15 protein-coding genes are annotated in these 15,440 nt (G+C 69.1%); 5 read left to right on the top strand and 10 right to left on the bottom strand.

Annotated elements, in window-relative coordinates; all coding sequences use genetic code 11:
• From BGO20_RS09440 to BGO20_RS09430, 3 genes are all read left to right on the top strand, one after another.
• On the top strand, nt 1–876 hold an 876-nt coding region (locus BGO20_RS09440; RefSeq protein ID WP_299857454.1), incomplete at its 5' end, for a PLP-dependent aminotransferase family protein.
• The gene (gene gcvPB, locus BGO20_RS09435) at nt 876–2,450 is read left to right on the top strand and encodes an aminomethyl-transferring glycine dehydrogenase subunit GcvPB (RefSeq protein WP_291661673.1); all 1,575 of its coding nucleotides are present in this window, start codon (nt 876–878) and stop codon (nt 2,448–2,450) included. The genes BGO20_RS09440 and gcvPB, both read left to right, overlap by 1 nt.
• 129 nt (nt 2,451–2,579) lie before the next feature.
• Complete coding sequence (locus tag BGO20_RS09430) at nt 2,580–3,842, top strand: L,D-transpeptidase family protein (protein WP_291661672.1); 1,263 nt, start codon at nt 2,580–2,582, stop codon at nt 3,840–3,842.
• A 5-nt stretch (nt 3,843–3,847) separates the two neighbouring features.
• Here the strand turns inward: BGO20_RS09430 and BGO20_RS09425 are convergent, their stop codons facing one another.
• The 9 genes from BGO20_RS09425 to BGO20_RS09385 form a co-directional block, all read right to left on the bottom strand.
• Nucleotides 3,848–4,654 carry a dienelactone hydrolase family protein gene (locus tag BGO20_RS09425; protein WP_291661670.1) on the bottom strand — a complete coding sequence of 269 codons (807 nt, stop codon included), beginning with the start codon at nt 4,652–4,654 and terminating at the stop codon, nt 3,848–3,850.
• A gap of 140 nt (nt 4,655–4,794) precedes the next feature.
• Complete coding sequence (locus BGO20_RS09420; protein ID WP_291661668.1) at nt 4,795–5,271, bottom strand: F0F1 ATP synthase subunit B family protein; 477 nt, start codon at nt 5,269–5,271, stop codon at nt 4,795–4,797.
• 11 nt (nt 5,272–5,282) lie between these two features.
• Complete coding sequence (locus BGO20_RS09415) at nt 5,283–5,876, bottom strand: F0F1 ATP synthase subunit B family protein (RefSeq protein ID WP_291661667.1); 594 nt, start codon at nt 5,874–5,876, stop codon at nt 5,283–5,285.
• A 112-nt stretch (nt 5,877–5,988) separates the two neighbouring features.
• Nucleotides 5,989–6,216 (bottom strand): F0F1 ATP synthase subunit C, encoded by a 228-nt coding sequence (locus tag BGO20_RS09410; RefSeq protein WP_038360954.1) that lies wholly within the window; start codon nt 6,214–6,216, stop codon nt 5,989–5,991.
• A 61-nt stretch (nt 6,217–6,277) separates the two neighbouring features.
• Nucleotides 6,278–7,042 (bottom strand): F0F1 ATP synthase subunit A, encoded by a 765-nt coding sequence (locus tag BGO20_RS09405; RefSeq protein WP_291661665.1) that lies wholly within the window; start codon nt 7,040–7,042, stop codon nt 6,278–6,280.
• 42 nt (nt 7,043–7,084) lie between these two features.
• The gene (locus BGO20_RS09400; protein ID WP_291661664.1) at nt 7,085–7,435 is read right to left on the bottom strand and encodes an AtpZ/AtpI family protein; all 351 of its coding nucleotides are present in this window, start codon (nt 7,433–7,435) and stop codon (nt 7,085–7,087) included.
• Between the two features lie 295 nt (nt 7,436–7,730).
• Nucleotides 7,731–11,186 (bottom strand): chromosome segregation protein SMC, encoded by a 3,456-nt coding sequence (gene smc / locus BGO20_RS09395; protein WP_291661662.1) that lies wholly within the window; start codon nt 11,184–11,186, stop codon nt 7,731–7,733.
• A 120-nt stretch (nt 11,187–11,306) separates the two neighbouring features.
• Nucleotides 11,307–11,927: a DsbA family protein gene (locus BGO20_RS09390; RefSeq protein WP_291661660.1), complete on the bottom strand. Its 621-nt coding sequence runs from the start codon at nt 11,925–11,927 to the stop codon at nt 11,307–11,309.
• Between the two features lie 105 nt (nt 11,928–12,032).
• On the bottom strand, nt 12,033–12,533 hold the full coding sequence (locus BGO20_RS09385; RefSeq protein ID WP_291661659.1) for a DUF721 domain-containing protein: 501 nt from the start codon (nt 12,531–12,533) through the stop codon (nt 12,033–12,035).
• 322 nt (nt 12,534–12,855) lie between these two features.
• On the opposite strand from BGO20_RS09385, the gene BGO20_RS09380 reads away from it, so the two are divergent.
• Nucleotides 12,856–13,476 (top strand): alpha/beta hydrolase family protein, encoded by a 621-nt coding sequence (locus BGO20_RS09380; RefSeq protein ID WP_291661658.1) that lies wholly within the window; start codon nt 12,856–12,858, stop codon nt 13,474–13,476.
• Between the two features lie 137 nt (nt 13,477–13,613).
• On the opposite strand, the gene BGO20_RS09375 is transcribed toward BGO20_RS09380, so the two are convergent.
• Entirely contained in the window at nt 13,614–14,255 is a 642-nt protein-coding gene (locus BGO20_RS09375; protein WP_291661657.1) for a VOC family protein, read from the bottom strand.
• A 111-nt stretch (nt 14,256–14,366) separates the two neighbouring features.
• On the opposite strand from BGO20_RS09375, the gene mutY reads away from it, so the two are divergent.
• Nucleotides 14,367–15,440, top strand: a complete 1,074-nt coding sequence (mutY, locus tag BGO20_RS09370) for an A/G-specific adenine glycosylase (protein WP_291661655.1) — start codon at nt 14,367–14,369, stop codon at nt 15,438–15,440.

Below are 15,440 nucleotides of genomic sequence, written 5' to 3'. Positions count from 1 at the left end.
GCGGTGCTCTCCGGCGGCCTGCATCCGCATTACACCGCGGTCGTCGAGACGCTTTCCGAGATGGCCAGTGACGAGGTCGTGGCGCTGAAGCCCGACGTCTCGGCCCAAGAGGACATCCTCTCCCGGATCGACGACAGCACCTCCTGCGTCGTCGTCCAGTCGCCGGACGTCTTCGGCAACCTGCGCGACCTGAAGCCGATCGCGGAGAAGGCCCATGCCCATGGCGCTCTCCTGATCGCGGTCTTCACCGAGGTCGTCTCGCTCGGGGCCGTCGTGCCTCCGGGCGCGCAGGATGCCGATATCGTCGTCGGCGAGGGCCAGTCGATCGGCAACGCCCTGAATTTTGGCGGCCCCTATGTCGGCCTCTTCGCCGCCAAGTCGAAATATATCCGCCAGATGCCGGGCCGGCTCTGCGGCGAGACTGTCGATTCGACCGGCCAGCGCGGCTTCGTGCTGACGCTCTCGACCCGCGAGCAGCATATCCGCAGGGACAAGGCGACCTCGAACATCTGCACCAATTCCGGCCTCTGCGTGCTGGCCTTCACCATCCATATGACGCTGCTGGGCCAGGCCGGCCTCGCCCGTCTCGCCGAAGTGAACCACGCCAATGCCGTGAAGCTCGCCGACGCGCTCGCGGGCGTCGAAGGCGTGACCGTACTGAACGACAGCTTCTTCAACGAGTTCACCGTGAAGCTGAAGAAGCCCGCGGCCGAGGTCGTCGAGGTGCTCGCCGCCAGGGGCATCCTGGCCGGCGTCCCCGTCTCCCGCCTCTTGCCCAAGGCCGGGCTGGACGACCTGCTGATCATCGCCTCGACCGAGGTGAATACCGATGAAGACCGGGCGGCCCTCGTGGCGGCGCTCGTGGAGGTGCTGTGATGCTGAACCGTCAGGGACGTCCCACCCATGCCGGCGAGGCCTCGCATGAAGAGCACCTCACCTTCACCGGCAACAAGGCTCTCCAGCAGATCGAGCCGCTGATCTTCGAGATCGGCCATCACGAGGCGACCGGCGTCGATATCGACAAGCCCGCCCCGTTCAAGTCGCGCCTCGGCAAGCATGCCCGCCAGGGCGAGATCGGCCTGCCCGGCCTCTCCGAGCCCGAGACGATGCGCCACTATGTGCGCCTCAGCCAGAAGAACTACGGCATCGATACCGGCCTCTTCCCGCTCGGCTCCTGCACGATGAAGCACAATGCCCGCCTCAACGAGAAGATGGCGCGGCTTCCGGGCTTCTCCGACGTGCACCCGCTGCAGCCGACCTCGACCGTGCCCGGCGCGCTCGACCTGATGCTGGAGCTTTCCCGCTACCTGATGACGCTGACCGGCATGCCGGCGGTGGCCCTCTCGCCCAAGGCCGGCGCCCATGGCGAGGCCTGCGGTATGATGGCGATCAAGGCGGCTATCGCGGCAAAGGGCGAGGGCGCGACCCGCAATGTCGTGCTCGTCCCCGAATCGGCCCACGGCACCAACCCGGCGACGGCGGCCCTGATCGGCTTCTCGGTGCGCTCGGTTCCCGCCCGCCCGGACGGCACCGTCGCGGTCGAGGACGTCAAGGCCCTGCTCGGGCCGGATATCGCCGCGATCATGCTGACCAACCCCAACACCTGCGGCATCTTCGAGCCTGAAATCGTCGAGATCGCCGCGGCGATGCATGAGGCTGGCGCCTATTTCTACTGCGACGGCGCCAACTTCAACGCGATCGTCGGCAAGGCGCGTCCGGGCGATCTCGGTGTCGACGCCATGCACATCAACCTGCACAAGACCTTCTCGACGCCCCATGGCGGCGGCGGTCCCGGTGCCGGCCCGGTCGTGCTCTCGGAGCGTCTGGCGCCCTTCGCGCCGGTGCCCTTCATCCATGTCGAGAACGGCAAGCCGCATCTGATCGAGTCGCGCGATGAAGCCCCAGTGGGCAACCAGCCCTTCGGCCGCATGACCGCCTTCCACGGCCAGATGGGCATGTATGTCCGCGCGCTCGCCTACATGCTGAGCCACGGCTCGGACGGCATGCGCCAGGCGTCCGAGGATGCGGTGCTGAACGCGAACTACATCCGTGCCGGCCTCGCCGACCTGATGTCGCTGCCCTTCCCGGACCATCCGTCGATGCACGAGGTGCTGTTCGACGACGAATGGCTGAAGGGCTCGGGCGTCTCGACGCTCGATTTCGCCAAGGCGATGATCGACGAGGGCTACCATCCGATGACGGTCTATTTCCCGCTCGTCGTCCATGGTGCCATGCTGATCGAGCCGACCGAGTCGGAATCGAAGGCGGCACTCGATCTCTTCATCGCGACGCTGCGCGACCTCGCCATCGCGGCCAAGGGCAACGACAAGGAGCGCTTCACCGGCGCCCCGCATCACGCCCCGATCCGCCGCCTCGACGAAACCCGCGCCGCCCGTTCGCCGGTCCTGAAATGGGAAAGGCCGGCCCCGGCCAAGGAAGCCGCGGAATAGGACGCCCGGCCCCGGTCCTGACGAGGGCCGTCAGCATGGTGAAGGGCTTCGCGCCGCTCTTAAGCTTTCCTTGACCATGTGGATCAATGATCGCTCCCGTGCCGCTCCTTGCGGCTCGGGGGTTGCTTCATGTTCGCGCGTAACTGCATCTTCGCCACGGCGGCTGCCGGCTTCCTCGCCGCCACAGCGTTCGGTGCGCGCGCCGAGGAGCCGAACTACGGCCCCAACACCTATGACCGCACGCTTCAGGCGCTCGTGGCGCATGAGGAGATTGCCAGCCGGGGCGGCTGGCCGCAGGTCCCGGCTGCCGTCCGCAACCTGAAACCGGATTCGCAAGGACCCGACGTCGTTGCGCTGAAGCGGCGCCTCGCCGCCAGCGGCGATCTGCCGGCCGATGCGCTGCCGGGCGACGTCTACGACGCCGCCGTCGTCGAGGCGGTGAAGCATTTCCAGCGCCGTCATGGCCTGTCCGACCTCGGCACGGTCGGCCGCCTGACGCTCAAGGCCATGAACACGCCGGTCGAGACGCGCCTCAACCAGCTCACGGCGACGCTGGAGCGGCTGAAGGGCAACGGCTTCAATTTCGCCCATCGCTATGTCGTGGTGAACATTCCCGGCGCCAGCGTCGAGGCTGTCGAGGACGGGCAGGTGCGCGAGCGCCATCTCGCCATCGTCGGCCGTCCCGACCGACCCTCGCCGGTGATCCAGGCCAACATCACGTCGGTCAACCTCAATCCCTACTGGACGGTGCCGATGTCGATCGTGAAGGCCGACGTCATCCCGCATATGCGCAAGGACCCGTCCTTCATCGCCAAGTCGAACATGAAGCTGCTCGGCGCGGAGAACAAGGAGATCGACCCGGCCAGTGTCAACTGGGCGACTCTGACCAACCCCTATTTCTACGTCCGGCAGGAGCCCGGCCCGACCAATTCGCTGGGCCAGCTCAAGATCGACATGCCCAACGGCGAAGCCGTCTATATGCACGACACGCCGAAGAAGACGCTGTTCCGCAACGATGTGCGCTTCAACTCCTCCGGCTGCGCCCGCATCGAAGGTGTGCGCGACCTCGCCGCCTGGCTGCTCGAGGGCACGGAATGGACCCGGGCGGCGATCGAGGACGAGATCGCCAAGGGCGAGCGCAAGAACATCCCCCTCAAGAAGTCGGTGCCGGTGGCCTGGGTCTATCTCACCGGCTGGCAGGGCGGCGACGGCCAGGTCCAGTTCCGCGACGACATCTACGGGCTCGACACGCCGCAGGGCATCGTCACCTCGACGATCCAGCCGCGCAAGCCGAAGCCGAAGGCGCTCGCCATGCCGCGGCCGCGGCCGGCCACCGTCCCGATGACGGCGGCGGGGAATCCGCCGGTGCCGGCGGCGACCGCGAGCAACTGACCCGGTCAGGGCGTCTTCAGGATCGCCATTACGGCGGAGATCGCTTCGCTGCGCGCCTTCGCGTTCGTGCCGATGGTGACCCTGCCGTCTGGCCGCTGCGAATAGGAGGCACGCCGCTGGCGCAGCGGCAAGTCCGGATGGTCGAAATCGTGATAGGCGCCGGGAAAGCCAACGAAGCGCAGCCCGCCACGCTGCGCGAGTTCTTCGCAAGGAGCAGCCGGCGTCCAGTCATCGGCCAGCCCCTGGAAGATTGCCGTGTCGGTCTGCGCGCGCCAGTCTCGCTTCAGCAGGACGCGGCAGCCGGGATAGAAGGCGATGATATGGCGCAGGCGCCCGGCTTCGCGGTCTCCGGCTACGCGGAGCGCCGTCGAGCCGCCATTGGACCAACCGATCAGGCTGATCCGGTCGGCCATGGCGAAATCCTGCCTGCTGAGCCAATCGACCGCCGCGAAGGCGTCGCGGGCGCGGCCGGCCGGCGTCAGCGCGCGGTCGCGTACGTTGCAAAGCGCCTTGATGCCGCGTGGACCGAAGCTGTCGACCAGCAGCACGGCATGGCCGGCTTGAACGAGGCGCCGCGACCAATCGGCCTCGCGCGCGCCGATCTCGCCCGAGCGCGTATAGAGCCCGGCGCAGCCATGCAGGCCGATGACGGCTGGAAAGGGGCCGGCCCCCGGCGGGCGCGCCAGCCAACCGACGAGATCCGGGGAGTCTCGCGACGGCAAGCTCACCTTGTCGAAGGCGTGAGCCGCGCCCGACATGAACAGGAGAAGGGCGGGTACGACCCGTAAGCGGCGGAGCAGGGGGCCGATCATCGCATCAGTTCTCCGGTTCCGGAACGGGATGCCGACGGCTGGCGCCGCATCCCACATCGCGATTCCGGCGGAAGCCGGGCAAAGAAAAACGCCGCGCTCGGTTGAGCGCGGCGTCGAATGGTCGAGCGATCAGGCCGGGCTCAGTTGAGCTTGGCCTTGACCTCGCCCAGCCCGGCGGCGAAGGCGGCGTCGCCCGCCTTGCCGGCCATCTGGCCGCGCAGGATGCTCTCGGCTGCCTTGCTGGCAGCCTCGGCCGCCGCGGCACGAACCTCGGCCTCCGCCTGGCTCTCGGCCTGGGCGATCTTCTCCTCGGCCGCCTTGGTACGGCGGGCGACGAAGTCGGCGAGCTTGGCCTCGGCCTCTGCCGCGAGGCGCTTGGCCTCGTCATTGGCGGACGAGACGATCTCCGCGGCCTCGGCCTCGGCGGCCTTGCGCTTCGAGTCGTACTCGGCCAGCAGCTTCTCGGCCTCCTGGCGCAGGCGGCGAGCCTCCGCCAGCTCCTGAGCAACCCGCTCGCCGCGTGCGTCGAGCCCCTTCACGATCATGCCCGGCACGCCGAACTTGACGAGAATGGCGAGGAAGATGACGAGCGCGACGCCAACCCAGAAAGTATCCATCAGAACTCTCCTCAGCCGCGGGCCAGGGCCTGGTCGACCGCTTCCGTCGCCTCGGCGGCGCTGGGAGCCTGGCCGGTCAGCTTGGTGACGATCGCGACGGCGATGTCGCTGCCGAGACCGCGGACGTTGCTCATCGCCTCGGTCTTGGTCTTGGCGATGGTCGCTTCGGCCTGGGCGAGCTTGGCGGCGAGTTCGGCCTCGGTCGCATGGCGCTGCGCGTCGCTCGCCTTGGCGCCCGTCTCGCGCGCCGTCTGGGCGATGCCCTGGGCGTTCTTGCGGGCTTCGGCGAGGGCCTTCTCATAGGCCTGCGCCATCTCCTCGGCCTTGGCCTGCATCTCGGCCGCCTGGTCGAGGTCTCGGCCGATCGTGCCGGCGCGCTCTTCCAGGATCTCGCCGATGCGCGGCAGCGCGATCCTCGACATCAGCCAGTAGAGCACCGCGAAGGTGATCGCGAGCCAGAACAGGTTGCTGGCGAAATGCGACGGGTCGAAAGGCGGGAAGGAGGCTCCCTCGCCGCTTTCGCCGTGGGTCTGCTCGGCAGCCCGCGCCGCTCCCGCCGCCAGAGTGGCGAACGAGGCGACAGCCAGCGGCCATCCTTGTCGCACGAACCCTGAAGATCGAACCGGCATAGCGTGCCTTTCAGCGCAAAGAAAAGGAACCGTCGCGCGCCTGGCCGAGTGGCCCGAACGCGCGACGAAAAAGCGGTCGACGGAAGCGTCAGACCACGAAGAGCAGCACGAGCGCCACGACGAACGCGAAGATGCCCAGACCTTCGGCGAGCGCCGCGCCGATGAAGGCGCGCGGGAACTGGCCGTCGGCGGCCGACGGGTTGCGCAGGGCGCCCGAGAGGAAGTTGCCGAAGATGGTGCCGACGCCGATGGCGGCGAGGCCCATGCCGAGCGAGGCGAGGCCGGCGCCGATGAACTTGGCTGCAACAGGATCCATGATGTTTCTCCAGTGGGAAGGCTAAAGGGCGGGTTGAACTCGTCCGGGCGCTGGACCGGCCTCAGTGGCCGGGGTGCAGCGCGTCGTTGAGATAGACGCAGGTCAGGATCGCGAAGACATAGGCCTGCAGGACGGCAACGAGGACCTCGAGCGCCGTCAGCGCGACCGCCAGCAGCAGCGGCAGCGGCGCGATCGCATAGTTCAGCACGGCGCCCGAGCCCAGCAGCACGACGACGAAGCCGCCGAAGACCTTGAGCGCGATATGGCCGGCGAGCATGTTGCCGAAGAGACGAAGGGACAGCGAGACCGGGCGCGAGACGAAGGAGACGATCTCGATCAGCACCACGAAGGGCAGGAGCCAGCCCGGCACGCCCGACGGCACGAACAGGCCGAAGAAATGGCTGCCGTGCTTGGCGATGCCGTAGATCAGCACGACGCTCATCACCAGGACCGCGAGAGCCGCGGTGACGATGATCTGGCTGGTGACGGTGAAGGAGCCGGGCAGGAGGCCGAGCAGGTTCGAGGCCAGCACGAACATGAACAGCGAGAACACGAAGGGGAAGAACTTCATGCCTTCCTTGTTCATCACGCCGGTCAGTGTCGATGCGACGAACTCGTAGACCATCTCGGCGAGCGACTGCAGCCGGCCGGGGACGACCGCGCGCTGGCTCGAGCCATAGACCATGATCGCCGAGACGACGGCGACCACGATCACCATCCACAGCGAGGTGTTGGTGAAGGACAGGTTGAGGCCGAAAGGCTTCAGTTCCACGATCGGATTGATGTGGAATTGGTGGATCGGATCGATTCCGCCGCCAGCCGCCATGGTCTCGTCCCTCGTCGCGCGGCCTCGAGGCCGCCCCTACGGTCAATCTCTCTTCGGATCGCCCTTCGACCCGGAGGTCGGGCGCGAGCCGAGCCGATAGACGGATCTGAAGCCCGCGATGGTTCCGATCACCATGAAGGTGATCAGCAGGAACGGGGACGTTCCAAGCCATCGGTCGCCGAGATACCCGATCAGGGCACCCGCGATGACGCCGCCTGCAAGATCCGTCGCGGCGCGAAAGCCTGAGGACATCGCGCCCGCGAGGGCCTTGTCCTCTCCAGCCGGACCCGCGCCCGGCTTTTCGCTCTCCTCCGCCCGCTTGATTGCGGACTTCAGCGAGCCCAGTCTTGCGCGCAACTCCGAGTCTGAGGCGTTGGGGTCGGGTTCAGACATGGTTCTGGCTCCGTCTTGATCGCGAAAGCGCCGCGATCCGGCGAAAAACCACTATAACCTCGTCCAAACCCGCGCATCGAGCCGTCGTCAGCACGGCCTCCTTTATTGGCAGCCCCCGGCGCTGTCAAGGCAGGTGGATAATGTCTAACGCATTGGAATGTCTATAATTTCTGGCAAACTGCGACATTCTTGCCGCATTGCGGCAGCGAATGTGGCATTTTTTCAGCGGCGCGTGGCCCGTTTCCGTCGCTGCGCCGCGCCGCCCCGGGACGGCCGCAGAGGCCGGTCGCGCCGGCTATCCCGCCTCGCGGATGCGCTCGGCGGTGGCCAGGTCGACCGAGACCATCTGGCTGACGCCGCGCTCGGCCATCGTGACGCCGAACAGGCGCTCCATCCGCGCCATGGTGATCGGATTGTGGGTGATCAGGATGAAGCGCGTCTGGGTGTTGCGCGCCATCTCGACCAGCAGGTCGCAGTAACGCTCGACATTCGCGTCGTCGAGCGGGGCGTCGACCTCGTCGAGCACGCAGATCGGCGAGGGGTTGGTCAGGAAGACCGCGAAGATCAGCGCCGTCGCGGTCAGCGCCTGCTCGCCGCCGGAAAGCAGCGTCATCACCTGCGGCTTCTTGCCGGGCGGGCGGGCGAAGATCTCGAGGCCCGCCTCCAGCGGATCCTCCGAATCCACCAGCCGGAGCTCGGCCTCGCCCCCGCCGAACAGGATGCCGAAAAGCTGCTGGAAATGGCCGTTGACGATCTCGAAGGCGGCGATCAGCCGTTCGCGCCCCTCGCGGTTGAGCGCGCCGATCGCCTGCCGGAGCCGTCGGATCGCCTCCGTCAGGTCGTCGCGCTCGGATGACAGCCCCTCGCGCTTGCTCCTGACCTCGGTCAGTTCCTCCTCGGCGCGCAGGTTGACGGCGCCGAGCCGCTCGCGCTCGCCCTTGAGGTTGGCGAGGCGCCGTTCGACGGCGTCCGCATCCGGCAGCGGGTCTCCCGCCTTGTGCCCGGCAATGGCCTGCAGCCCGTCGAGCCCGGTTTCGAGCCCCTCCTCGATCTGGCGCGCGATGTCGGCGACACGCTGGCGCGCGGCATCGCGGCGCGCCTCGGCGGAAGCCCGCCGCTCGCGCGCGCCGGCCAGCCCTTCCAGCGCGATGCGCGCCTGCCGGTCGGCATCCGCCAGAGTGGACTCGCCGGAAGCCAGCCTGTCGGCCGCCTCGCGCCTTGCCGCCTCGGCCTGCTCGATCTCGGCGACCATCCGCCTGCGTTCGCTCAGGAAGATATCGGGCGCCTCCAGCAGCGCTTGTCGCTCGGCGGTGGTGGCGGCGATTCGCTGCCGGCTCTCCTCGGCGCCCTGGCTGCTGGCATCCGCACGCTTGCGCCAGGCCTGTGTTTCCTCGGCGATGGCGGCGCGCCGGCGCAGGCGCAGCTCGGACTCCCGCGCCAGGGTCTGGAGCCGGGCACGGGCGTCCGATGCCGCGGCGCGCCGCTCTCCCAGAGTGGCCCGCGCCTTCAGCAGCGCCGTTTCAAGCTCCGCCGAAACGGGCAGGTCTGCCAGGGCCTTCTCCTGTTCCGCGGCCTGCGCGCGGGCCTCGGTCACGCTCTGGCCGAGCCGGCCGATTGCCTCCGTCAAGCCGGAGAGGCGGGCAGCCGTTTCGGCCGCCTTGCGCTCGGCCGCGGCAAGCTGGTCGCGGCTCAGGTCGAATTGCCGGCGGGCCTGCCGCGCCGCCTCGATCGCCGCGGTCTCGGCCGTCGCCGCGTCACGCGTCTCCGCGGTCGCGGCCTCCAATGTCTTGCGCATCGCCTCGGCCACCTCGCGGGCGGCGAGCGCCTCGCGCTGGAGGTCGTCGAGCCGGTTCTTTTCGGCGAGCCGCCGTGCAGCGGGCGAGGGGGCCTCGGCGGCGCTGGTGAAGCCGTCCCAGCGCCAGATGTCGCCCTCTCGCGAGACCAGGATCTGCCCCGGCGCGAGCCGGGCGTACAGGTTCTCGCCCTCGGCGCGCGCGACGACGCCGATCTGCGCAAGGCGGCGCGCCAGCGCGGGCGGGCCTTTCACATGCAGGGCGAGCGACTCGGCGCCGGCCGGCAGGGCGGGATCGCGGTCCCCGACGCCGGTCTCGCGCCAATGAGCCGGTGCGGCCGTATCGGCCGATGCATCGAGATCGTCGCCGAGCGCCGCACCCAGCGCGATCTCGAATCCCTTGGCGACCCGGACCGCCTCGACGATCGCCGGCCAGCGGTCCCCCGCCGCCGGCGCCAGCAGCTTGCGCAGCGTGCCGACCTCGGTCTCGAGCCGCTGCGCCTTGCGATCGGCCTCGGCGAGCGGCCCGCGCATCCGGGCCTCGCTCTCCCGGGCGCCCGCGAGCCCTGCACGCGCCACCGCTGCCTGCGTATCGGCCGCCTGCATGGCGGCTTGCGCGACGGCGAGAGCCTGGCGCAACCCGTCCAGCGGCGCGCCGGTGCTGGCGGCTTCGATCGCGGCCTGGTCGCGCTGGAGCTTGTCGCGCTCGGCGCCGGCACGTCCCTCGCGCTCGCGTGTCTCGCGCAGGGTCCGTTCCAGCGCACCGCGCCGCGCGGCAAGGTCGGAGAGGGCGGCCTGCGCGGCTGTCTGCTCGGCCTCGGCGGCGGCGAGCGCCTGCTCGGCCTGGTCCAGGACTGCCGAAGCCGCCTCGGTGCTGCCGCCGCTGCCCGCGCTCTCGCGGGCGAGCACGGCGTCCTCCTCGGCGAGGCGCGCGAGGCTCTCGCCCGCGTCGCGGCCGATGCTTTCCTGCCGGGTCAGATCGATCTGCAGTTCGGCAAGGCGCCTGCCGAGTTCCTCGGCCCGCTGCCTGGCACGGCGGTTCTCGGCTTCGATCTCGTCGAGGCCGCGCTTCAGCCGCACCAGCGCGGCAGCCGCCGCAGCTTCGCTCTCGCGCAGCGCCGGCAGCTCATGCGCGGCAATCGCCTGACGCTTCGCGGCCTCCGCCTGGATGCCGGTCTGATCGGCGACCGCGCGCTCCGTCTCTTCCAGCACATGCTCGGCCTGGGCCTGATGGGCCCGCGCTTCATGGAGCGCGATCAGCGCCAGCATCGCCTCGGCGCGGCGGATATCGGCGGCGAGGCTGCGATAGCGCCCGGCCTGCCGGGCCTGTCGCTGCAGCGCCTCGATCTGCCCATCGATCTCGCCGAGTACATCCTCGAGCCGGGTCAGGTTCTCCTCGGCGCCCCTCAGCCGGAGCTCGGCCTCGTGGCGGCGGCTGTGCAGCCCGGCGATGCCGGCGGCGTCCTCCAGGATACGCCGGCGCGACTGCGGCTTGGCCGAGATGATCTCGCTGATCTGCCCCTGCCGGACGAGTGCCGGCGAACGTGCTCCGGTCGCCGCATCGGCGAAGAGGAGCTGCACGTCCCTGGCTCGCACCTCCTTGCCGTTGACGCGGTAGGTCGAGCCCTCTTCGCGTTCGATCCGGCGCGTGATCTCGAGTGTCTCCGCCTCGTTGAAAGCGGCGGGCGCCTTGCGATCGCTGTTGTCGAGAGTCAGCGCGACCTCGGCCATGTTGCGGGCCGGGCGCTCGTTCGAGCCGCCGAAGATGACGTCGTCCATGCCCGAGCCGCGCATGTTCTTGAACGAACTCTCGCCCATCACCCAGCGCAGCGCCTCGACCAGGTTGGACTTGCCGCAGCCATTCGGCCCGACGATGCCGGTCAACCCCGGCTCGATCGGGAATTCCGTCGGCTCGACGAAGGTCTTGAAGCCGGTGAGCTTGAGCCGCGTCAGCTGCATGGAGGCGCGCCGCGGGCTTGAAACGCGTCAGCCCCCGCCCTGCGCGGCCGCATAGCGGCGCCGCGCGGGGCGGGGGCTGGGAACGATCGGTCCTGGCGAGGGCGCGTCGACGCGCCCCGCTCACTTGGCGAGCAGCGGCTCCAGCACCTTGTCGAACTCGGCGATCGAGACTGCACCGGAGACTTTCTGGCCGTTGACGAAGAAGGTCGGCGTCGCGTCGACGCCGGCCTTGGCGCCGCCGTCCTTCACCTGGGTAATGGCGTCATAGATGTCCTGCCTTTTCAAGCAGGCCTCGAAGGATTCCTGGGTGAAACCGGCCTGCTTCACCAGCGTGGAAAGCGCATCGACCGGCTTGTCGACGAAGGCCCAGTTCTTCTGCTGCGCGAACAGCAGGTCGGTCATCGGGTAGTATTTGTCGTTGCCGTTGCAGCGCGCGAGCATGAAGCCGGCCATCGCCAGGGGGTCGAGCGGGAATTCGCGCAGCGTGAAGCGGATCTTGCCGGTGTCGATGTACTTCTTCTTCAGCTCCGGCCAGGTCGTCTCATGGAAATGGGCGCAGTGAGAGCAGGTCATCGAGGCGTATTCGATCACGGTCACCTTGGCGTCGGCGGGGCCGAGCCAGACATCGCCGAGCGGGCCCGCGTCGGGAAGCTTGGTCTGGGCGCGGGCGGCGGATGTGCCGATCAGCGCGGCGGCGGCGATCCCGGCTGCGCCGGTCAGGAGCTGTCGCCTGTTCGTCATCGTGATGGGTCCTCGAAGGTCAAAGGTCGCAAGCGGGAGCTATAGAGGCCGGCGCATTGTGGCAAGAGCGCATCGGCGCCTGCGGCGTTTGCTCACGAAGCCGTGTCAATCGCGGCCTTCGCCGCTCTGACGACGCCCCTGCTGCGCCACCGCGCGGCCGAGCCGGGCCAGCGCCTGCCGCAATCCCTCGTCCGCGATCGCCGAGACCTGGCCGTCGATCCGTGCCTGCGCCGCCGGGTCGAGCGCCGGCGCCGGTCCTGCTGCGGCGGGGGGAGGCGCAACGGGCCCCTGCTTCAGCACCAGCTTGCCGACGGCCCGCCAGCCGAGATGGGTGTTGACGCGCTCGACCACGAGCGGGCCGAGCTGCTGCATCTCCAGCGCGAAGGCGCCTTCGACCCGGACCACCATCGTCGCCGGCTCCGCCACCTCGCCGGGCGCCGGGCGCCGCTTGGGCCACTCGATCTTGAGCGGGCGGGAGCGCTGGCCCAGCCTCTCGCCGACGATCTCCGGCCACAGCGTCACGATGGCCCGCGTCGCAAAACCCTGTGCCGCGAGCACGGGGGCGATACAATCCTCGATCAGCTCTGCGAGTGGCTTGGCGGACATGGCCTATTGTGCGCGAGGCGACGGCGGCGTGGCAAGCGCGGCGGCGGGGAGGCCGTTGCCGCTCCGACGCCTTTTCAGACGCAGAGGCTCTCGATAGGGTTCGACCGGCTCCGACCGTCGGAAGGCCAGGTCGGGCCGATGGCCTGCCAAGGGATTGCTGCGAGGGAAATCACCGATGGCGAGGTCGTCTCTCTTTGGCCTGGCGCTGGCCGTTCTGCTCGCGCTCCTTGCGGCTCCGGCCCTCGCATGTGCCGGCGCCGACGATTGCGTCGAGGGTCTCGTCTTCAAGCACTACGCGTCGGAAGGGCGTGCGAAAGGCGTCATGGCGGTCTTCCTGCACGGCGACGTATCGAACGGCCGCAATGGCGACTACATGCTCAGCTCGGCGCAGAGGTTCGTGAAAGACGTGCCTGGCGCCGATGCGGTGGTGCTGCTCAGGCCGGGGTATTTCGATCGCGACAATCGCAGGAGCGCGGGGACGGATTGCGGACGCCGCGATTGCTATACCAGCGAGGTCGTCGCGACCGTCGCGGACGCCATCGCGCAGCTGAAGGAGCGCTTCCGTGCGACGACGGTGCTGGGGTTCGGGCACTCGGGGGGATCGGCCATCCTCGCCAATGTCATGGGCCGGCGCCCGGGCCTGCTGCACGGTTCGGTGCTGACCTCCTGCCCGTGCGACATTCGGAGCTGGAAGCCGAATTGGAGGCACAGCCTCTCGCCCCTCGATGCCGTCGCGGGCGTGGCGAAGACGGCAAAGGTGGTCGCCGTTACCGGTCGAGACGACGACAATACGGCGCCACCGATTGCTGAGCGCTATGTCGACGCGCTCAAGGCCGCGGGCAAAGATGCAAGACTTGTCGTCGTCGACGGAACGCATGACTACCGAACCGTCCGCGGCGCAGGGCTTGATGCCCTCGAGACAATGGCGGGCCAGCCACGCTGAGCAGGGCTGCTCGTTCGCGAGATCTGGTTGTCCACAAGCGGCCTGTGCGGCGATTGAAGGCGCCGTCGTTCAGCTTGAGCGCTTGCTCCGCCGGTCGAATGCTCGAGCCGACGTCGCGGAATCCCTTGCGAGAAATTCTAGAAGAGTTCCCTGATCCCGCGCTCCGGCGTCGCGATTCGAGCCAGATAGCGCAGCTCGCCGCCTCGTGTGACAGCTGGTGGCCGGTCGACGGCGAGCTCCCGCAACAGCGCCGCGATCCTCTCGGGCTCGGGATGCTCCAGAGAAAAATCGCACAGCCGCGCGCCCATATCCGGGATCGAGGCCATCGCGCGCGGCTTGCCGCGCCGGTCGATGATCGACGGGGCGGCGCCGTCGAGCGGTAGCGAGCCGTCATCGGGAATGGCAAAGTCGAAGCTCGGCGCCTCCATCGGCAGGACCACCTTCCGTCCGAAAATCGTTTCGCGGCTCTCGATCACGCCGTCGATGTCGTCGGTTCTGGCGACCCAGCCGCGGAGCCGTCGGCCGGCATCCCAGTCGCGCCTGACCTGGCGCTGGTCGTCGAGGCCGAACCAGCGTGCCCGGCCGGGGCTGCGGCCGTCCGGGTCGAGGGCGACGATCTCCAGATAGACCGTGCCTCCGAGCTGGAGCAGGTGGTTGTAAGTGCCCATATAGCCGTGCCGCTGCCCGAACGGGACGTCGAGGTCGAGGCAGGCCCGGACATGGTCGACCCCCTCCGCCAGGGTGGGGGCGATGACGCTGAGGTGGTCGAGCGCGAGCATGGCCCATCAGTGAAGCCGACCGCGGGCGCTGTCCATCGAAAGGCGTGCCTGGCGGGATCGATTGCCGTCCGGGCCTTTCGCAGCCACGCTCCGTCGCGCTACATCGGCGGCATGGACGCTCCCGTTCCGGCTCCACGCGCCGCCGACCTCCTCGCCTGGTACGACCGGCATCGCCGCGCCTTGCCGTGGCGGGCGGGAGCGGGCGAGCGCCCCGATCCCTACCGCGTCTGGGCATCCGAGATCATGCTGCAGCAGACCACGGTCGCGGCGGTGAAGCCCTATTACGAGCGCTTCATGGCCCGCTTCCCGACCGTGCGGGCGCTGGCCGAAGCCCCGTCCGAGGAGGTCATGCAGGCCTGGGCCGGACTCGGCTATTACTCCCGCGCCCGCAACCTCCATGCCTGCGCGCAGGCGGTGGTGGCGGAGCATGCCGGCCGCTTCCCCGATACCGAAGAAGCCCTGCGCGCCTTGCCCGGCATCGGCGCCTATACGGCCGGCGCCGTCGCAGCGATAGCCTTCGACCGGCCGGCGGCCGCGGTGGACGGCAATGTCGAGCGTGTGATGACCCGGCTTTTCGCCATCGAGGACGCCTTGCCCGGTGCGCGGCCGCAGGTCCGGGACAAGGTGCTGGCGCTGCTGCCGCATGACCGGCCTGGCGATTTCGCTCAGGGCCTGATGGATCTCGGCGCCACCATCTGCACCCCGCGCAATCCGGCCTGCGGGCTCTGCCCATGGCGCGAGCCCTGCCGGGCACGGATCGAGGGCACGCAGGAGAGCTTTCCGCGCAAGGCGCCGAAGAAGGCCGGAATCACGCGCTACGGCGCAGCCTTCGTGCTGATCCGCGCCGACCGCGCGATCCTGCTGCGCACGCGCCCGGCGAAGGGCCTGCTCGGCGGCATGGCGGAGGTGCCGACCAGCGAATGGCGGGCCGATTACGAGCTCGACGGCGCGGCGCAGGATGCGCCGCTGCCGCTGCGCTGGCACAGGCTCGCGGAGCCGGTGCGCCACGTCTTCACCCATTTTCCGCTGGAGCTGACCGTGTTTACGGCCGAGGTGCTGCCACGGACCGCGCCGCCTGCCGGTATGCGTTTCACGCCCCTGGCGGCGCTCGCCGGCGAGCCCCTGCCCAGCCTGATGCTCAAGGTGGTGGAACGCGCCGGGCTTGCCGGCCGAAAGGCGAGCTGA

Source organism: Allobosea sp. 67-29 (assembly GCF_001898115.1).
Taxonomy (GTDB): Bacteria; Pseudomonadota; Alphaproteobacteria; order Rhizobiales; family Beijerinckiaceae; genus Allobosea.
The sequence above is the reverse complement of the archived record's forward strand: the minus strand, read 5'-3'. Positions and strand labels throughout refer to the sequence as shown.

Coding starts and splice junctions, on each gene's coding strand:
- gcvPB (WP_291661673.1), top strand. CDS start 876: ATGCTGAACCGTCAGGGACGTCCCACCCATGCCGGCGAGGCCTCGCAT.
- BGO20_RS09400 (WP_291661664.1), bottom strand. CDS start 7,435: ATGTCTGAACCCGACCCCAACGCCTCAGACTCGGAGTTGCGCGCAAGA.
- BGO20_RS09390 (WP_291661660.1), bottom strand. CDS start 11,927: ATGACGAACAGGCGACAGCTCCTGACCGGCGCAGCCGGGATCGCCGCC.
- smc (WP_291661662.1), bottom strand. CDS start 11,186: ATGCAGCTGACGCGGCTCAAGCTCACCGGCTTCAAGACCTTCGTCGAG.
- BGO20_RS09375 (WP_291661657.1), bottom strand. CDS start 14,255: ATGCTCGCGCTCGACCACCTCAGCGTCATCGCCCCCACCCTGGCGGAG.
- BGO20_RS09405 (WP_291661665.1), bottom strand. CDS start 7,042: ATGGCGGCTGGCGGCGGAATCGATCCGATCCACCAATTCCACATCAAT.
- BGO20_RS09420 (WP_291661668.1), bottom strand. CDS start 5,271: ATGGATACTTTCTGGGTTGGCGTCGCGCTCGTCATCTTCCTCGCCATT.
- BGO20_RS09380 (WP_291661658.1), top strand. CDS start 12,856: ATGGCGGTCTTCCTGCACGGCGACGTATCGAACGGCCGCAATGGCGAC.
- BGO20_RS09385 (WP_291661659.1), bottom strand. CDS start 12,533: ATGTCCGCCAAGCCACTCGCAGAGCTGATCGAGGATTGTATCGCCCCC.
- mutY (WP_291661655.1), top strand. CDS start 14,367: ATGGACGCTCCCGTTCCGGCTCCACGCGCCGCCGACCTCCTCGCCTGG.
- BGO20_RS09430 (WP_291661672.1), top strand. CDS start 2,580: ATGTTCGCGCGTAACTGCATCTTCGCCACGGCGGCTGCCGGCTTCCTC.
- BGO20_RS09410 (WP_038360954.1), bottom strand. CDS start 6,216: ATGGATCCTGTTGCAGCCAAGTTCATCGGCGCCGGCCTCGCCTCGCTC.
- BGO20_RS09425 (WP_291661670.1), bottom strand. CDS start 4,654: ATGATCGGCCCCCTGCTCCGCCGCTTACGGGTCGTACCCGCCCTTCTC.